The following is a 14,392-nucleotide window of genomic DNA, read 5'->3' on the forward strand; positions in this document are numbered from 1 at the left end:
TTAAACGCAAAGGCCGCCTTGGAGCACTTCCAAGGCGGCCTTTCGTTGCTTGTGGTTTAGACTTCCATTACCACTGGAATAACCATGGGGCGGCGGCGGGTGCGCTCGTAGAGATACCGCCCAACCACTTCTTTGATTTTGCGCGCTGCTGGCGATGAAACTGCTGGCGAGTTGCCCTCGGCGGTTTCTTCACCATCGCTGAAGGCCCGCGCTGGCACAACGTAGCTTTCGCTAAATGAAGCCCGCACTGCTTCCTTGGCTCCCTCGATCAAATCGGTTGAGTCGCGGGTCGATACAAAGCCACGGCTGACAATATCTGGCCCGGCAACCAAATTGCCAGTTTGCAATTCTACTGAAACGACGACCATCAAAATGCCATCTTTGGCCAACATTTGGCGGTCGCGAACCACAGCACCACCAATATCGCCGACTGAAACGCCATCAACAAAGACATGCCCAACTGGCGCACGGCTAACCAGTTTGCCATAGTTTTGGCTGAATTCCATAATCGAGCCACCCTCGGCAATCAGCACATTGTCGCCATTAAAGCCCATGCCCTCGGCCAATTGCTTGTAACGGGCAAGGTGGCGATAATCGCCGTGGAAGGGAATGACATATTGAGGCTGGACCAAGTTGAGCAACATTTTCAGCTCTTCTTGGGCCGCGTGCCCTGAAACGTGCACTGGCAAATCCGAGCCATAAATCACATTCGCGCCAAGTTTATACAAGTTGTCGATCACTTTGTAGACCGAAACTTCGTTGCCTGGAATTGGTGAGGCCGAAATGACCACCGTATCGCCACGCTGAATTGAAATTTGGCGATGATCGCGGTTGGCCATGCGCGAAAGCGCCGCCATTGGTTCGCCTTGGCTGCCAGTACAAACAATGGCAATTTGGTCGTCGGGCAGGTTTTTCATATCGCCTGGCCGAATTAACATGCCATCAGGCACTTCCAAATAGCCCAATTCACGGGCAATCGTGGTGTTATTTTCCATCGAGCGGCCAACGGGCACAACCTTGCGGCCATAATCAATCGCTGCATTGATCGCCATTTGCACCCGCGAAATGTTCGAGGCAAAGGTTGCCATAATCACCCGCCCAGGTGCGGTGGCAAAAATTTGATCAAAGGCATCGCCAACCACGCGCTCCGATGGCGTATAGCCCTTCGATTCCACCCGCACACAGTCGGTCACCAAAACGATGGGGTTGCGGCGGCCAAAATCGACCAAACGATCGATTTCGGTTGGCCAGTTATCAACCGGCGTGTGGTCAAGCTTCCAGTCGGTGATATACAAGGCCAAGCCTGCTGGCGAGGTCAAGCCAAAGCCGACCGAATCGGGAATCGAGTGGGCAATGTGGAATGGCTCAATCGTGAAGCAGCCAAGCTGGAATTTATCGCCTGGGGCAATCGTTTTGGTCGAAACTTTATCGGTCAAGCGATGTTCTTTGAGTTTATTCGAGAGCAAACCTAAGGTCAAGGTTGTGCCATAGACCGTGGGAAAGCCCAAATCGCCAATTAACCAAGGCACGGCCCCAATGTGGTCTTCGTGGCCGTGGGTGAGCAAAATGCCGCGAATATTGGCAACTTTATCGCGCAGGTAGGTGATGTCGGGCAACACCAAATCAACGCCCATCATCTCGCTTTCGGGAAACATCACGCCCATATCGCAGATGATAATATCTTCTTCATACTCAAAAACCCACATGTTGCGGCCAACTTCCGATGCGCCCCCAAGTGGGATAACCCGTAATTTGTTTTTAGTCATACGAATACAAACCACAGTGCAAGCAGGCTCGCACTGTCGTCATGGCTCCTTTCATGGATAATCTCAACCCCATTGGCTGAGATAGTTGTTAAATAAAGCTTCTTGGTCGTACCACTCCACATAACGATGGGTAGCAGTTCTTCAGATCACAGCGTAGGCCAGCTGGCCTAAACTGCATTATTGGGCCAATGCTGCTTGATCTGGCTTAACAAGCTGGTTAATTGGCCAGATGTGGCATACAAGGGCACTTTATTGCAATAATGGCGATAAAACCAGCGCCGATACCATGGCGCTTTGCCGAATGCATTTGTCATCAGTACATCGATGCGTTGCACATAATCGTCGTAGCTATAGGCTGGCCGCAACTGCTCAACTGCCTGCCACGGATAAAATTGTAGCAAGCCAATTGTGCGAATCGTCAAGCCATCAGCTGCAAATTGATAACTCGTTTGCCATTCCAAGAGCAATTGCCACAGCATGCGCGGCAAGGTCAAACCCAGACTCAGCAAGAGAAAGGCGGTCGTTTTTTGGCCAGCAGTCCATATTGGGGCTTGCTGTTGCCATGAATGAAACAAAGCAGTTAATTCTAAGCCCAACAGATTAAACAGCAACCACCATGTGGCGATTAATAAGCCAGTGTTCAGCAAACCCAGTACAATTAATGATCTGCGTTGCCGAAAAAAGCTCATGCATAATCCTATTCGCTAAATCAACCAATCGGATGTTCTGTGGTTTCGGCACTGAGACCTTAAAACATTGATGTTTGGTGTGGTGGCGATGTTGACTGGTCGATTTCAGGCTCGCTTGGTTGGCTTGCTTCTTCGTGCAAGCGCTGGTTGAGCCGCGCAATCAGCCGTGGAACCAGCCGCATATCGGCGATTGCATCGGGCATGGCGTTCATGTTGCGCAGCACATAGGCTGGGTGAAACAAGGGTAGAAATACCGTTTGACCAACCCGTTTCACGCCCCGAATGCCATGAATTTTGGTAATTTTGCCACCAGGGAAAAATTTGTTCATCGAATGCCGCCCAAGTGTCGCAATCAACTTGGGAGCCAAGGCCGCAATTTGACGATCGAGAAAATGGGCACAAGCAGCAATTTCGCTTGGCTCAGGGTCGCGGTTGCCAGGTGGCCGACATTTGACCACATTGGCAATAAACACTTGTTCACGGACGAGGCCAATTTCGGCCAACCATTGTTCGAGTAAATCGCCCGAAGGCCCAACGAAAGGCCGACCAAGCGCATCTTCACGTTGGCCAGGCCCCTCACCAATTAACAAAATTTCGGCATCGGCTGGGCCTTCGCCCGGCACTGCATTGATTCGGGTGCGACAAAGTGGGCAAGCAGTGCAGTGGGCGACTTCTTCAGCAATTCGTGCCAAGGTTGCTGCTGCATCGGTCATACGCGCCATTAAACCCAGAGTTGCTGATACAAATCATGTCTTTTGGTATTGTACACGAATTTAAGCTTGTCTGATTCTGGATAGCTATTTGACGCTCACGCGCTGGCCAAATTTGCTTTCGGTGCCGTTGCGTAGGCGGGTAATATTATCGCGGTGCGAAACCACCACCGCCAACGCGATCAAGCCGCAGTAGGTAACAATGGCGATGTGGCTTTGATCGAGTGCAAAAAACACCCCAGCCGTAATCGCTGCCGCAATACTGGCCAAAATTGAGGCTAGCGATACATAGCGCGTCAGCCAAACAACAACCCACCAAACCAAGGCTGCTGCCAAAAAGCCCCAAGGAAAGAGGCCTAAAACACCGCCCAAGCCTGTGGCTACGCCGCGTCCGCCATGAAAGCCTGCAAAAATTGGGTAGATATGGCCAATGACGGCAATTGTTGCTGCCAGCGCCATGGCCCAAGCATTATCGGGCAACAGCCAACGAGCGACCCAAATTGCCGCGATGCCTTTGAGCGCATCGAGCACAAAGACCAACCCGCCATAGCGCGGCCCCATCGTGCGCAGCACATTGGTTGCACCGGTACGCTTGGAGCCAAACGAGCGAACATCAATCCCACCAACCATGCGTCCAATCAGCAATCCAAAAGGAATTGACCCAAGCAAATAACTGATCACAGCAATCAGCAGGTAATTCACGCAGCCTCCTTAGTCTTGGTTTTGGCGTGGTGGTTGGCGGAAAATTTCGCGAGCAGCCCAGATATATTCAACGCCCGACATGATGGTGAGCAACACAGCCAGCCACAAGACAATTGACGATAAATGGCTGAGCCAGGTTAAGCCGCCACCAAGATCAATTGCATTAAACCAGCCAGCGCGGTCGAGATTGGCTCGAACCATAATCCAGCCAAGCGCTAGGATTGTGACAATCATTTTGAGCTTGCCCCAGCGCCCAGATGGAATAACCACGCCTTCTGCTGCTGCCAGTGAGCGCAAACCAGTAACCACAAATTCGCGCACCAAAATAATAATCGCTGCCCAAGGCGCGAGCAGATTAGTTGCTACCAAACAGATCAGAATTCCGGCAGTGTAAATTTTATCGGCAGTGAGATCAAGGAAGATGCCTAAATTGCTGACCCAGCCATATTTGCGGGCCAATTGACCATCAAGCAAATCGGTGATCGCCACGACTGCATAAAACCAAAACGCCCAGAAATAGCTGACGGCAGTGTCGTTAAGCAACAACATCAACAACGGAATCGTTGCGATGATGCGAATCGAACTTAAGATATTGGCCCAATTCCATGGGTTCACCCAAGGCTTGCGCCCGGCCCGCTCCTTCCTCCGAAGCAGCGGGGGGCGTTTACTGCGTTGAAAACGCGGAGCCGGTGATTGCCCTGATGAAGGTGCATTACTCATTGATTACTCAGCAAACACAGTTGCGGCATCGGGAACTTGTTTCCAATCAACCAAGAAGGTTTCGATGCCTTTGTCGGTTAACGGGTGCTTGACCAATTGTTGCAGCACTTTGAATGGCATAGTAGCAACATGCGAGCCAGCCAATGCCGATTGGAGCACGTGAACTGGGTGGCGAATTGAAGCTGCCAAAACTTCGGTTTGGATATTGTAATTCTTGAAAATCTGCACAATATCGCGAATCAAAATCATGCCATCTTGGCCAATATCGTCGAGCCGCCCAAGGAATGGGCTAACGAAGGTTGCGCCAGCTTTGGCGGCCAACAAGGCTTGTGAGGCCGAGAAGACCAAGGTTACGTTAGTTTTGATGCCTTCGCTGGTCAATTGCTTGACTGCCTTCAAGCCTTCGGCCATCAAGGGTACTTTAACCACAATATTTGGTGCCCATTTGGCCAAAATACGGCCTTCGCGGACTATTTCATCGGCTTGCAATGCCACGGTTTCGGCACTGACTGGGCCGGGGCAAATTTCAACAATTTCTAAAACTACATCGCGGAAGTTGCGGCCTGCTTTTGCTGCCAATGAAGGGTTGGTGGTCACACCATCAACCACGCCCATCGCCACACCTTGGCGAATTTCTTCAACATCAGCAGTATCCAAAAAGATTTTCATCCAGTTGCTCCTTTGATTGCCCTGGTTAGAACCTATGCCTCTCATACTTCCTCTTGCATTATAGCAGCATAATGCGCTGCATTATAACTAGGTAGTTTATATTCTTTAGTTTATAAATTCAGTATCAGGGCTGAGTTTTGGCCTACGCTACTTTGTTATAGTGCCCAAAAGCGTTAATTGTTAGGAGGTGTGTGATGGGCCGATTTGGCGAAGAACCGCTGGATTTTTTTACCAATGTCTATACTGCTGTGCCGCCGTGGGATGTTGCCATCCCGCAACCAGCCTTGATCGACCTGATTAATGCTTTTCCACCGCAAAATCTGGTGCTTGATGTTGGGTGTGGTTCAGGCGATTTGGCAATTGGCTTAGCCCAACTTGGCTACAGTGTTGTCGGTGTCGATTTTGTGCCAAGCGCGATTGAGCAAGCGCGCGAGAAAGTTGCAGCCTTGCCTGTCGAGGTTGCTCAACGGCTAAGCTTTGAAGTTGGCGACGGCCTCAAGCCTTCGTTGTTGCCAAGCAAATTTGGCGCAATCGTCGATACTGGCTTTTATCATTTGTTCAACCATGCTGATAGCGAGCCATTTATTGCTGATTTAGCCCAAGCGTTGCAACCGCAAGGCCGCTATTATCTCTTGGCGTTTGGGGTTGAATTTGCTAGCGTCAATGTGCCCCGCGCAATTACCGAAGCTGAAATTCGCAGTCGATTCACTGCTGAGCGTGGTTGGCGCATTTTGGCCTTGCATCCAGCCGAATTTCTCAATCGCGTTGGGCCGCCAGTTGCTTCAGTCGCCGCGTGTATCGAACGGTTGTAACGGAAGATTCAGTTGTTAGGGGTCAGAGGTCAGGAGGGCAGCTTAACCGCGAAGGGCACGAAGGCTTTTTTGGCCACGAATTGCACGAATTGCACGAAGGCTAGGTTTTTAGCCACAGATTCCACAGATTCGTTTGATTGATGTTTCCATAGCCAAAAGCCTTTAGCCCATAGCCCTCCTTCCTCTGCGGCTCTGTGTTAAAAGCAATCCACTTTGAGCCACAGATTCCACAGATTCACTTGATTGATGTTTCCATAGCCAAAAGCCTTTAGCCCATAGCCCTCCTTTCTCTGCGCCTCTGCGTTAAAAGCAATCCACTTTGAGCCACAGATTCCACAGATTCACTTGATTGATGTTTCCATAGCCAAAAGCCTTTAGCCCAAAGCCCTCCTTTCTCTGCGCCTCTGCGTTAAAAGGACTCGCAGGCTTTTTTTCCACGAATTGCCCGAATGGCACGAAGGCTAGGTTTTTAGCCACAGATTCCACAGATTCACTTGATTACTGTTCCGATAGCCAAAAGCCTTTAGCCCAAAGCCCTCCTTCCTCTGCGCCGCTACGTTAAAAGTTCGATCCACAAAGGCTTTTTTAGCCACGAATTGCACGAATTGCACGAATGATTGTTTGATTGCTGTTCCCATAACCAATAGCCTATTGACGGGTAGATTGCAAATACTTGATAATCGGTATTGGGTTCAACAGTAAAGCAAGGAGCCGTTATGCCAGAGATGACAACATATGAGCGTGGATTGCAAATTTATCAAGTGTTGATGAGTTTTGCCTATCAGCGCCACACCCTGACCTATGCAACCTTAGGGAAACTAGTTGGGTTACCACAGCATGGTCTTGCAAGGCATCTCGATCATCTGCTGCGTTATTGTAAAAATCAGAACCTACCGCCAATTACAATTCTAGTCGTTCGGAAGGCGGAAGGAACTCCTAGCACAGGCTTTCCTTCTGAGACAATGGATCTTGATCAAGAGCGCGAGCGAGTGTTTGAGTATCCCTGGTTTCGCCAAAAACCTCTAACGATTGAAACCCTCAAAGCATTATCTTAAACTTAAAAAGTGAGAGGAGCAGATGATGACATGGCTCTATGTTGTGATTGTATGTTTGCTGCTTGGCAGTTTTCTGGTTGTTCGTTTGCTGCGTGCCCGGCGTACAACTGCAACTCTGCAAGCAACTGAGCAGTTTGCCACTGGATCGCCCTCAACTGAGCAAGTGCTTGCAGAATGGCTTGATCAATCGTTTTCGTCGCAAAATGTTCGTAATGTGGTTGTGCAAGCAATCGCTAGTTTAAACGCCAATCAAATCTTTGCCTTCTCGTTTATTTGCGATTCTGGATTATGTCTTGGCTTTATCGAACGGACATTTGATGCCAATAGGCAAGAAACTAGCAAGCATTGCATCTTAATTAACTTATGGACAGAAGTTCCTGAGGCACCGATTGCTCAGTTTAAAATACCCGATCAAGATCAATATGTGGTTTATGGGTATATGCCCAATGATTTTGATCAAATGGCCAAAATCTATTTGGAAAATGGCGAGGTGCTTTATTTCGCGGCTAATTCTGGCTTACAAGTGAAGGCGTTGCCCTTGACGAATCCAGCACTCAAAGCTCAGATTATCGATGCTAACAAGGTGATGATTAACGAGTATGGATTGCCGCCCCAATAATGGTTAACGACAGTTTGCGAATCGGGCAATAAACTTAAAATTTTGGCCTGCACTAGCTAAACAAAGCATTAGAATCGCCTAAAAACGCTTGACATCTCCATAGTTTGCACTATACTTCACAATATCAATTGAGATGCGCAATGCAGCGCCAGCCTCGTTTGAGCAGCCTCAACGGTGCTTGGCCAGAGCGGCTCGTTTTGTGGTGTTTCCAAAGGAGTGTGCGGGATGGACATCTCCCCCAACGCAATTCCCGATGTTGTAGTGCGGCGATTGCCAATTTACGCACGTAGCCTGAGTTATTTGGCCGAAGAAGGTGTTCGCTCAGTTTCCTCGCAAGAGTTGGGGGAACGCATTGGGGTAACTGCCGCGCAAATTCGCAAAGATCTTTCCTATTTTGGTGAATTTGGCAAACAGGGCATTGGCTATAACGTCGAGTATTTGCTGGGCCATATTCGGCGAATTTTGGGTTTGCACGAAGTTTGGCCAGTGGTGCTGGTTGGGGTCGGGCCGCTTGGCCAGGCAATTGCTCGCTACGAGGGCTTTCGCTCGCGAGGCATCGATATTATTGGGGTTTTCGATAACGATGCCTCAAAAATTGGCTTGCAATTAGGCCGCAATACTGTTCAGCCCGATTCTGATTTGCCCAGGATTTTGAAAGAACATGGCATTCGTTTGGCAATTGTGGCAGTGCCAGCTGTGCGCGCCCAAGAAGTCGTCGATGTGTTGGTCGAAAATGGCGTGCAAGGTATTTTGAACTATGCGCCGGTGGTCGTGCAAACGCCGGAGAATGTTTGGGTACGGCATATCGACCCCGTGGCCTTGCTGCATAGCATGACCTATTATCTCTCGCGCGAAGACGAACACCACGCGATGAACGAGCATTGAGCCAACACCTAGCGTTGGCTCAGCAAAATCGCTAATTGCTGCAAAAGCTGTTCAATTTGGCTCTCAAGTTTGCGTCGACCTAGCCCTAAACGGCCAGCGATGGTTTGTTGGGCAACTCCATGCAGTAAAAGCCCCAACAAACGCGCCTGATCGCTTTCCAGCAACGGTAAGCATGAGCGCAAGGCAACATGGGCGGCGGTTGCCCCACCAAATTCGTGTTGCAAACCAATGCCTGCTTGCCGCCCTTGCTCGCCCACATGAAACCCCGTCGTTAGCACCGCCAAAAGATTGCGCACGTCGTCGATATTCCACAAACGCGGGGCTGGGCGCTGCTGTAACTCCAATAAATTCAGCACATCAAGCTGGCCTTGGCGAAACGCCACAGCGCTAATTTCATCGCTCAGCGCAGGCACTGGCTGGGTGATTAATTCGGCTAGCCATTGAGCTTTAAGCGGAGTTAATGGTTTGCTCAGCACTGCGCTACAGCCAGTTGCCAGCGCCGCCCACTCACGCTGTGGATTGAGTTCGCTGCTAATTGCCACTAGCTGCACTGGCGCATGGCGACCTTGGGCCACTGCATCGCTAATTGCTGCTGCCAGCACCGTGCCCTCTAAACGCGGAAAACTGGGGTCGGGTAATTTAATATCGAGCAAGCCCAACATTGGTTGCGTGGTTTGATCGTGCTCAAACCATTGCCAAGCTTGGCGAATTGAGCGCCAAATGGTTACTTCAAAGCCAGCTTCTTGCAACAGCAACTCAGCTAAGGTTGCATGAACGTCGCTATCTTCGACCACAAATGCTCGATATTGCACCGCTAAATCCTCCTAGAACGCTCGCTTCGTGGCAATTGAATGCAGGCCCAAGCCCCTTGGCGATTTTCCAATTGTAGGCTGGCCCCAATTAAGCTTAGATTGGCCAAAACGCCACGTAAGCCAAAACCATAGCCCTCGCCAGTGCTGCTGCTTGGTTCTAAATTAAGCACATGTTGCGGAAAGCCCGACCCATTATCGTGAATCAGAATATTGATGGATGCTGCCTGGAGTTCAATGCTTAAACTCAGCTGATCGCCACCATGATCAAGGCTATTTTTCAAGAGATTATACAGTGCCCGCCCAAGTAAACGCTGGTTGGTATGGGCCTGAATTGGTTGCAGCGTCGCTTGAATTTGCGGTTTGTTGGCTTTTTGGGCGAAAGCAGCGCTGGCTTCTAAACGGGCAATTTCGGCACTACAGATTTCAGCCAAATTCACCGGAGTTTGTTGCAGCATGGCCTTGGTTTGAGCGCGAGCAATATCCAATAGATCGTGCATTTGCTGGCCAATATCTTCAATTTGCACTCGCAATAAATTCCATAATTGCATGCGTTGCGGTTGCCGCTCCAACACATTGATCAAGCCTGTGGCTCCATCAATTGGTGAACGCAGATCGTGAATTGAGGAGCGCAGCAGTTCGCGCAGAAATTCGGCCTCGTCGCGTGCATGGGTTGCCTCGCGTCGCGCTTGTTCAAGCCGAAGCGAAAGCTGTTGGGCTTCGCTCATCTCAACGCTGATGCGTAGCAGCAATAGTGGCAGCAGCAAAAGGGCAAAATTTAGCTCGCCAGTGGCAATTGTAAAGCCCAAGCCACCCAAAAAAATCACATACGGAATGCTGCGTTTGGCTAGCGTATCGATGCTTAGTTGATTGCTGAGTGGGCTAGTATCGTTGGGATGAATTGCCGCTGCTTGGGCCAAAATCAGCCAAGCGACACAATATAACGCGCCGATAGGTAACACAACTAATTTGCTGCGGTCGAAAATCCACCCCAAATCAACCAAACTCAAGGCCAAAATGCCGCTGCTGAGCTGGTGAAATAAGGCTTGCCAGCGCTTCGGCTGTTGCTGTCGAATCAGATCAAGCGCGTAGAGCAACGAGAGATCGGCCCCAACGAACAGTCCATCGTACCAAGCAACGTTAGGCACAACTTGGCGAATCGCAATCGTGGTAATAATCATCAAGCCAACGCTCAAGCCAAACCAATCGAGCGCAATACTACTGCGGCGGCGCTGGCTAAATGGCAGGCTCACAAAAAACGCCCCAGCCATCACCACGGTTGGCACATAGACAATAATTGGCAGCACAACCTGGCTGAGGCCTTTGATGCTGGTGAGCGAGCCACCCAAGCTGCGATACAGTGCCAACATGCCCCATTGTAAGGCCAAAATCCGCCAGCCTTTGGCCAACGCCGAATGTGGGCGCTGGATGGCAGGCAACCAAAAACGCCCGACACAGACCAGCAAAATAAGCACCTCAACCAAACGACTGGTTGCGCCTGATCGTTTGCCAAGTTCGGGCCAGATTAGGGCCGCAGCCAAGTAAAGAAGCGCCGCCGCATACCACCAACGGCTATATAACCAGCGATGCCAGCGTTCATGCATATGGCGATTGTACGCGAGGCGAGCGCTTGAGGCAATTGGGATTATTGTTCCCTCACCCCAATAAGGGTAGGTTTTTTGCGATTGGTCGGCTGTGGAGCGTTGCCTCACCCCCCAACCCCCTCGCCCACTGGACGCGGGCGAGGGGGAGCTGCCGTTTTGTAGCACGCATTGCGGCTGAACTATTAAAGTAAAGCCCCTCGCCCGCGCCACGGGAGAGGGGTTGGGGTGAGGGGTCTTTACTTTAATAGAGAATTTGGGGCCGTTGGGCGAATTGAGGTTTGGTATATGCAAGCACCATTCACGAAAGATAGCCACCGCCCAAGGGTGCTTGCTCGATCAATGCTTGGCTGATTGCCCAATCGAAAAAGCTGTGCAAGGCTGCTTTGGCAACTTCGCGTTCAGCAAGACTGAGGCTGCTCAAATAAGCCTGTACCCAATAGGTCGAAATGCTATCGAGTTCGTTGGGATAGCCGCTATCGAGCCAGCGCTGGGCAAAATCGTCGAGATATTCGTTGTAATCGGCGGCGAGTTGCGGGCGGGTGCGCACCAAGGTTCCGCTAAAACTATCTAAAGCGCCCAACAACGTGCGTTCGTGAACCAAAAATTCTTGCATGGTCATGGCTAAACTCCCAAATCAAACCAAGGCGCAGCCCACGGCGTTGGAGGCTGCGCTCTAGCTGCGATCTTTTTTCTAGCGTTTGAAGCCAGTAATGGCGACAACCCCTGAACGTGGTACTTCGTTGCCACCGATTGGCCAGTGGCTGCTCAATTCGCTCAGGCTCTTCGATTCTTCGCCTGGGTGTTGAATTGAGAGGAACAGGGTGCGGCCATCAGGCGACCAGCATGGCCCGGTTAGCTCGCATTCAACTGGCCCTGAGGCAAATTGGAAGGCGATGCCTGCATCGGGGCCGCTGGTGCGGAAGAAAAACAGACCGTTGTTGCCTTGGAATTTGTAGATGCCTTTGTTGGTGCGTGATGATGAGATGTCGGTTACCATCCACAAATTGCCTTCGCCGTCGAACACCAAGTTGTCGGGCGATGAGAAGCCGCTTTGCGAGCCACCAACTGCAAAGATGCTCCAATCGAAGCTCATCGCGGCGGGGTTGCCATCGGTTTCGGCTAAGCGCACAATTTGGCCGTGGAAGTTGCCGTGGCCAGTGTTGTTGGTCAAAGCAATATAAACGCTGCCGTCGAGTGGGTGAATTTCAATATCTTCTGGGCGATCAACGGGCGTGGCTTTGAGCACCATGGCAGCAGCTTGGGCATCGGCCAGTACATCTGCTTGCGAGGTAAAGAGCAAATTGCCTTTGCTATCTTTGGCGCTTTGCAAGGCGCTTTGGCTGTTGTAATCGAGCAAAATCCATTTGCCATTGGCAAAGTCGGCGGCGTAGAGTTGGCCGCTTTCGAGAATTTGCATATTGCCTGGGCGATCAGCCAAGTTGGTCAATTTGCGTTCGGCCACAAATTTATAGACACATGAATCGGCTTTGTCGTCGCCCATATAGGCCACAACTGTGCCGTCGCCGCCAACGCGCACGGCCACATTTTCGTGGCGGAAGCGGCCCAAGGCGGTGTGCTTGCGTGGCGTGCTATTTTTATCGAATGGGTCAACTTCGACGACCCAGCCATAGTGGCGCTTGGCATAGATTTCTGGCTCCCAGCCGTAGCCGGTTGGGGCTGCGTTGGGATAATCTTGGAAGTTTTCTTCGCAGCTCAGCGCCGTTCCCCAAGGCGTTACGCCACCTGAACAATTGCCAAGTGAGCCAATCGCGATTGGGCCGCCATCGATGTTGGCAGCAGGGCCAGTCAGGGTAATTGGCGTGGTTGCGTCGATGCGGCGATTGTGGGCGGCATCGCTTTGGTCGAAATACCAACGGCCATCGCTGTTGCGCTTGACCCGAATCACGCTCATGCCAACCATATGCTTTTCGGCATTGATTTGATCGCTCGATTTTGCACCCGAGCCAGTGTAGCCCGAGATAAACATGGGGTTGATATATTCGTGGTTGACCAGCAACAAGCCATCATTGCTCGATAAATCGCTGCGGGTAAAGCCAAATTGAGGCCGAGTTTGGTCGAGGCCTTTTTCGAGCATATCGATTGGGAAGAAGGCCAAGAAGTCGGCATTTTCGCCAAACATGCTGCCGTTGCCCATATCGTGGCCGCGGTGGGCCAACAAATCGTAGCGAAAACCTTCGGGCAAAATCAAATCGTCGGCAGTGCTGGTGCCGATTGGCTTGAATGGCAAGGAACCTTGGGCTTGGCGTTGGGCCAAGGCTGGGGCCGACATTGGAGCGTTATATTGGGCAGCTTCAGCAGTTTGCAGATCTAACGGCAAGGCTGCAACCGCAGCGGCAGCAGCACCAGTCGCAACAAGGCTCCGGCGATTAATCCGACGTTCTAATAAATCGTGCCAAATACTTTTGCGCTCTGCACGCTGATCATGGCTGGTCATGAAAATCCCTCCAACTTGGCAACACACCATTCTTCAACTGGACACAGCCGCTAGTCTAGCCACGCCATGTCAAGCCCAACTCATCAGTATGTAAAGATCAGATTAAGAAATGAGGGTGCTATAATGAACGCTAGCAACAATAAGGAGGTTATCCCATGGCAGTACGACGGGTATTGCAGATAGAAGATCCAACCGATGCAGTGGTCTTGCGAGCCAAGGCCAAACGCATTACCAGTTTTGACCAAAGCCTGGCGGGCTTGGTTGATGATATGATCGAAACCATGCGCGAGGCTCGTGGGGTGGGCATTGCTGCGCCACAAGTTGGGGTTTCGCGCCGCGTGGTGGTGATTGAAGAGCCAGCCCAATATGAAGAAGACGAAGAAACTGGCGAGCGCACCGAAATTGCGCCTGCGGTTTTATATGTTATGGTCAACCCAGAGATTGTTAAGGCCAGCGAAGAAACCCATATGTTGCAAGAAGGCTGCTTGAGCATGCCAGGCCGCTACACCAAAGTGCCACGCAACAAATGGGTCACGATCAAATATTACGATCTCAAAGGTCGCGAACAACGCTTGCGCCATATTCCCGCTGAAGATTACAAAGTTGGCCATATTGCGCAGCACGAGTTTGATCACCTTGATGGAATTATGTTTATCGACCGCATGACCGAAGAAAGCAAGTTGGTCGATTATCGCAAAGAAAGTGAAAGTGCCCGCCTCAAACGGCGCGGTTTGTTGGCGCGCAAAAAACGCCCCGATGCTGAGCTAGAGCCAGAATCGGCAGCCAATGAATAAGCACATGCTTCGGCGAAGCAACGCTTAGAGATAGTTAATTTTCAGCCAAGCAATCTGCGTTTAGAATAGGGCGACTTCTGCGCCACTATTCTGTTTGAAGGAG

The 14,392-nt window shown here is 51.0% G+C and carries 15 protein-coding genes; 5 read left to right on the top strand and 10 right to left on the bottom strand.

The window, feature by feature from the left end; genetic code table 11:
- Nucleotides 1–56 precede the first annotated feature (56 nt).
- The 6 genes from C5S61_RS23825 to fsa form a co-directional block, all read right to left on the bottom strand.
- Nucleotides 57–1,766 carry a ribonuclease J gene (locus C5S61_RS23825; protein ID WP_110519747.1) on the bottom strand — a complete coding sequence of 570 codons (1,710 nt, stop codon included), beginning with the start codon at nt 1,764–1,766 and terminating at the stop codon, nt 57–59.
- 167 nt (nt 1,767–1,933) lie between these two features.
- A complete protein-coding gene (locus C5S61_RS23830; RefSeq protein ID WP_110519609.1) occupies nt 1,934–2,455 on the bottom strand; it encodes a hypothetical protein in 522 nt (173 codons plus the stop codon).
- Nucleotides 2,456–2,514: 59 nt separating this feature from the next.
- Entirely contained in the window at nt 2,515–3,168 is a 654-nt protein-coding gene (locus C5S61_RS23835; RefSeq protein WP_110519611.1) for a uracil-DNA glycosylase, read from the bottom strand.
- Between the two features lie 84 nt (nt 3,169–3,252).
- The gene (gene plsY, locus C5S61_RS23840) at nt 3,253–3,867 is read right to left on the bottom strand and encodes a glycerol-3-phosphate 1-O-acyltransferase PlsY (protein ID WP_110519613.1); all 615 of its coding nucleotides are present in this window, start codon (nt 3,865–3,867) and stop codon (nt 3,253–3,255) included.
- A gap of 9 nt (nt 3,868–3,876) precedes the next feature.
- On the bottom strand, nt 3,877–4,482 hold the full coding sequence (gene pgsA, locus C5S61_RS23845; protein WP_164689756.1) for a CDP-diacylglycerol--glycerol-3-phosphate 3-phosphatidyltransferase: 606 nt from the start codon (nt 4,480–4,482) through the stop codon (nt 3,877–3,879).
- A 108-nt stretch (nt 4,483–4,590) separates the two neighbouring features.
- The gene (fsa, locus tag C5S61_RS23850) at nt 4,591–5,256 is read right to left on the bottom strand and encodes a fructose-6-phosphate aldolase (protein WP_110519617.1); all 666 of its coding nucleotides are present in this window, start codon (nt 5,254–5,256) and stop codon (nt 4,591–4,593) included.
- A gap of 194 nt (nt 5,257–5,450) precedes the next feature.
- Here fsa and C5S61_RS23855 point away from each other — a divergent pair, with 194 nt between their 5' ends.
- From C5S61_RS23855 to C5S61_RS23870, 4 genes are all read left to right on the top strand, one after another.
- The gene (locus C5S61_RS23855) at nt 5,451–6,068 is read left to right on the top strand and encodes a class I SAM-dependent methyltransferase (RefSeq protein ID WP_110519619.1); all 618 of its coding nucleotides are present in this window, start codon (nt 5,451–5,453) and stop codon (nt 6,066–6,068) included.
- A 716-nt stretch (nt 6,069–6,784) separates the two neighbouring features.
- A complete protein-coding gene (locus C5S61_RS23860) occupies nt 6,785–7,123 on the top strand; it encodes a hypothetical protein (RefSeq protein ID WP_110519621.1) in 339 nt (112 codons plus the stop codon).
- Nucleotides 7,124–7,148: 25 nt separating this feature from the next.
- Nucleotides 7,149–7,742: a hypothetical protein gene (locus C5S61_RS23865; RefSeq protein ID WP_110519623.1), complete on the top strand. Its 594-nt coding sequence runs from the start codon at nt 7,149–7,151 to the stop codon at nt 7,740–7,742.
- Between the two features lie 225 nt (nt 7,743–7,967).
- A complete protein-coding gene (locus C5S61_RS23870; RefSeq protein WP_110519625.1) occupies nt 7,968–8,627 on the top strand; it encodes a redox-sensing transcriptional repressor Rex in 660 nt (219 codons plus the stop codon).
- An 8-nt stretch (nt 8,628–8,635) separates the two neighbouring features.
- Here C5S61_RS23870 and C5S61_RS23875 read toward each other — a convergent pair whose 3' ends face one another.
- The 4 genes from C5S61_RS23875 to C5S61_RS23890 all read right to left on the bottom strand — a co-directional run bounded on the left by C5S61_RS23875 (nt 8,636) and on the right by C5S61_RS23890 (nt 13,495).
- On the bottom strand, nt 8,636–9,439 hold the full coding sequence (locus tag C5S61_RS23875; RefSeq protein WP_110519627.1) for a response regulator: 804 nt from the start codon (nt 9,437–9,439) through the stop codon (nt 8,636–8,638).
- Between the two features lie 2 nt (nt 9,440–9,441).
- Complete coding sequence (locus C5S61_RS23880) at nt 9,442–11,040, bottom strand: sensor histidine kinase (RefSeq protein WP_124033501.1); 1,599 nt, start codon at nt 11,038–11,040, stop codon at nt 9,442–9,444.
- A gap of 298 nt (nt 11,041–11,338) precedes the next feature.
- The gene (locus C5S61_RS23885; RefSeq protein WP_110519631.1) at nt 11,339–11,659 is read right to left on the bottom strand and encodes a site-specific integrase; all 321 of its coding nucleotides are present in this window, start codon (nt 11,657–11,659) and stop codon (nt 11,339–11,341) included.
- Between the two features lie 72 nt (nt 11,660–11,731).
- Nucleotides 11,732–13,495 (bottom strand): PhoX family protein, encoded by a 1,764-nt coding sequence (locus tag C5S61_RS23890; protein ID WP_110519633.1) that lies wholly within the window; start codon nt 13,493–13,495, stop codon nt 11,732–11,734.
- A gap of 155 nt (nt 13,496–13,650) precedes the next feature.
- On the opposite strand from C5S61_RS23890, the gene def reads away from it, so the two are divergent.
- Nucleotides 13,651–14,289, top strand: coding sequence for a peptide deformylase (gene def / locus C5S61_RS23895; RefSeq protein ID WP_110519635.1), 639 nt, complete (start codon nt 13,651–13,653; stop codon nt 14,287–14,289).
- The last annotated feature ends 103 nt before the right edge of the window (nt 14,290–14,392 follow it).

This window comes from Herpetosiphon llansteffanensis (assembly GCF_003205875.1).
GTDB lineage: Bacteria > Chloroflexota > Chloroflexia > Chloroflexales > Herpetosiphonaceae > Herpetosiphon > Herpetosiphon llansteffanensis.

Excerpts from the sequence above, each read along its gene's own strand:
- C5S61_RS23830 (WP_110519609.1), bottom strand. The coding sequence starts at position 2,455 with ATGAGCTTTTTTCGGCAACGCAGATCATTAATTGTACTGGGTTTGCTG.
- C5S61_RS23880 (WP_124033501.1), bottom strand. The coding sequence starts at position 11,040 with ATGCATGAACGCTGGCATCGCTGGTTATATAGCCGTTGGTGGTATGCG.
- C5S61_RS23855 (WP_110519619.1), top strand. The coding sequence starts at position 5,451 with ATGGGCCGATTTGGCGAAGAACCGCTGGATTTTTTTACCAATGTCTAT.
- C5S61_RS23890 (WP_110519633.1), bottom strand. The coding sequence starts at position 13,495 with ATGACCAGCCATGATCAGCGTGCAGAGCGCAAAAGTATTTGGCACGAT.
- C5S61_RS23825 (WP_110519747.1), bottom strand. The coding sequence starts at position 1,766 with ATGACTAAAAACAAATTACGGGTTATCCCACTTGGGGGCGCATCGGAA.
- C5S61_RS23835 (WP_110519611.1), bottom strand. The coding sequence starts at position 3,168 with ATGACCGATGCAGCAGCAACCTTGGCACGAATTGCTGAAGAAGTCGCC.
- C5S61_RS23870 (WP_110519625.1), top strand. The coding sequence starts at position 7,968 with ATGGACATCTCCCCCAACGCAATTCCCGATGTTGTAGTGCGGCGATTG.
- fsa (WP_110519617.1), bottom strand. The coding sequence starts at position 5,256 with ATGAAAATCTTTTTGGATACTGCTGATGTTGAAGAAATTCGCCAAGGT.
- def (WP_110519635.1), top strand. The coding sequence starts at position 13,651 with ATGGCAGTACGACGGGTATTGCAGATAGAAGATCCAACCGATGCAGTG.
- C5S61_RS23860 (WP_110519621.1), top strand. The coding sequence starts at position 6,785 with ATGCCAGAGATGACAACATATGAGCGTGGATTGCAAATTTATCAAGTG.
- C5S61_RS23865 (WP_110519623.1), top strand. The coding sequence starts at position 7,149 with ATGACATGGCTCTATGTTGTGATTGTATGTTTGCTGCTTGGCAGTTTT.
- C5S61_RS23885 (WP_110519631.1), bottom strand. The coding sequence starts at position 11,659 with ATGACCATGCAAGAATTTTTGGTTCACGAACGCACGTTGTTGGGCGCT.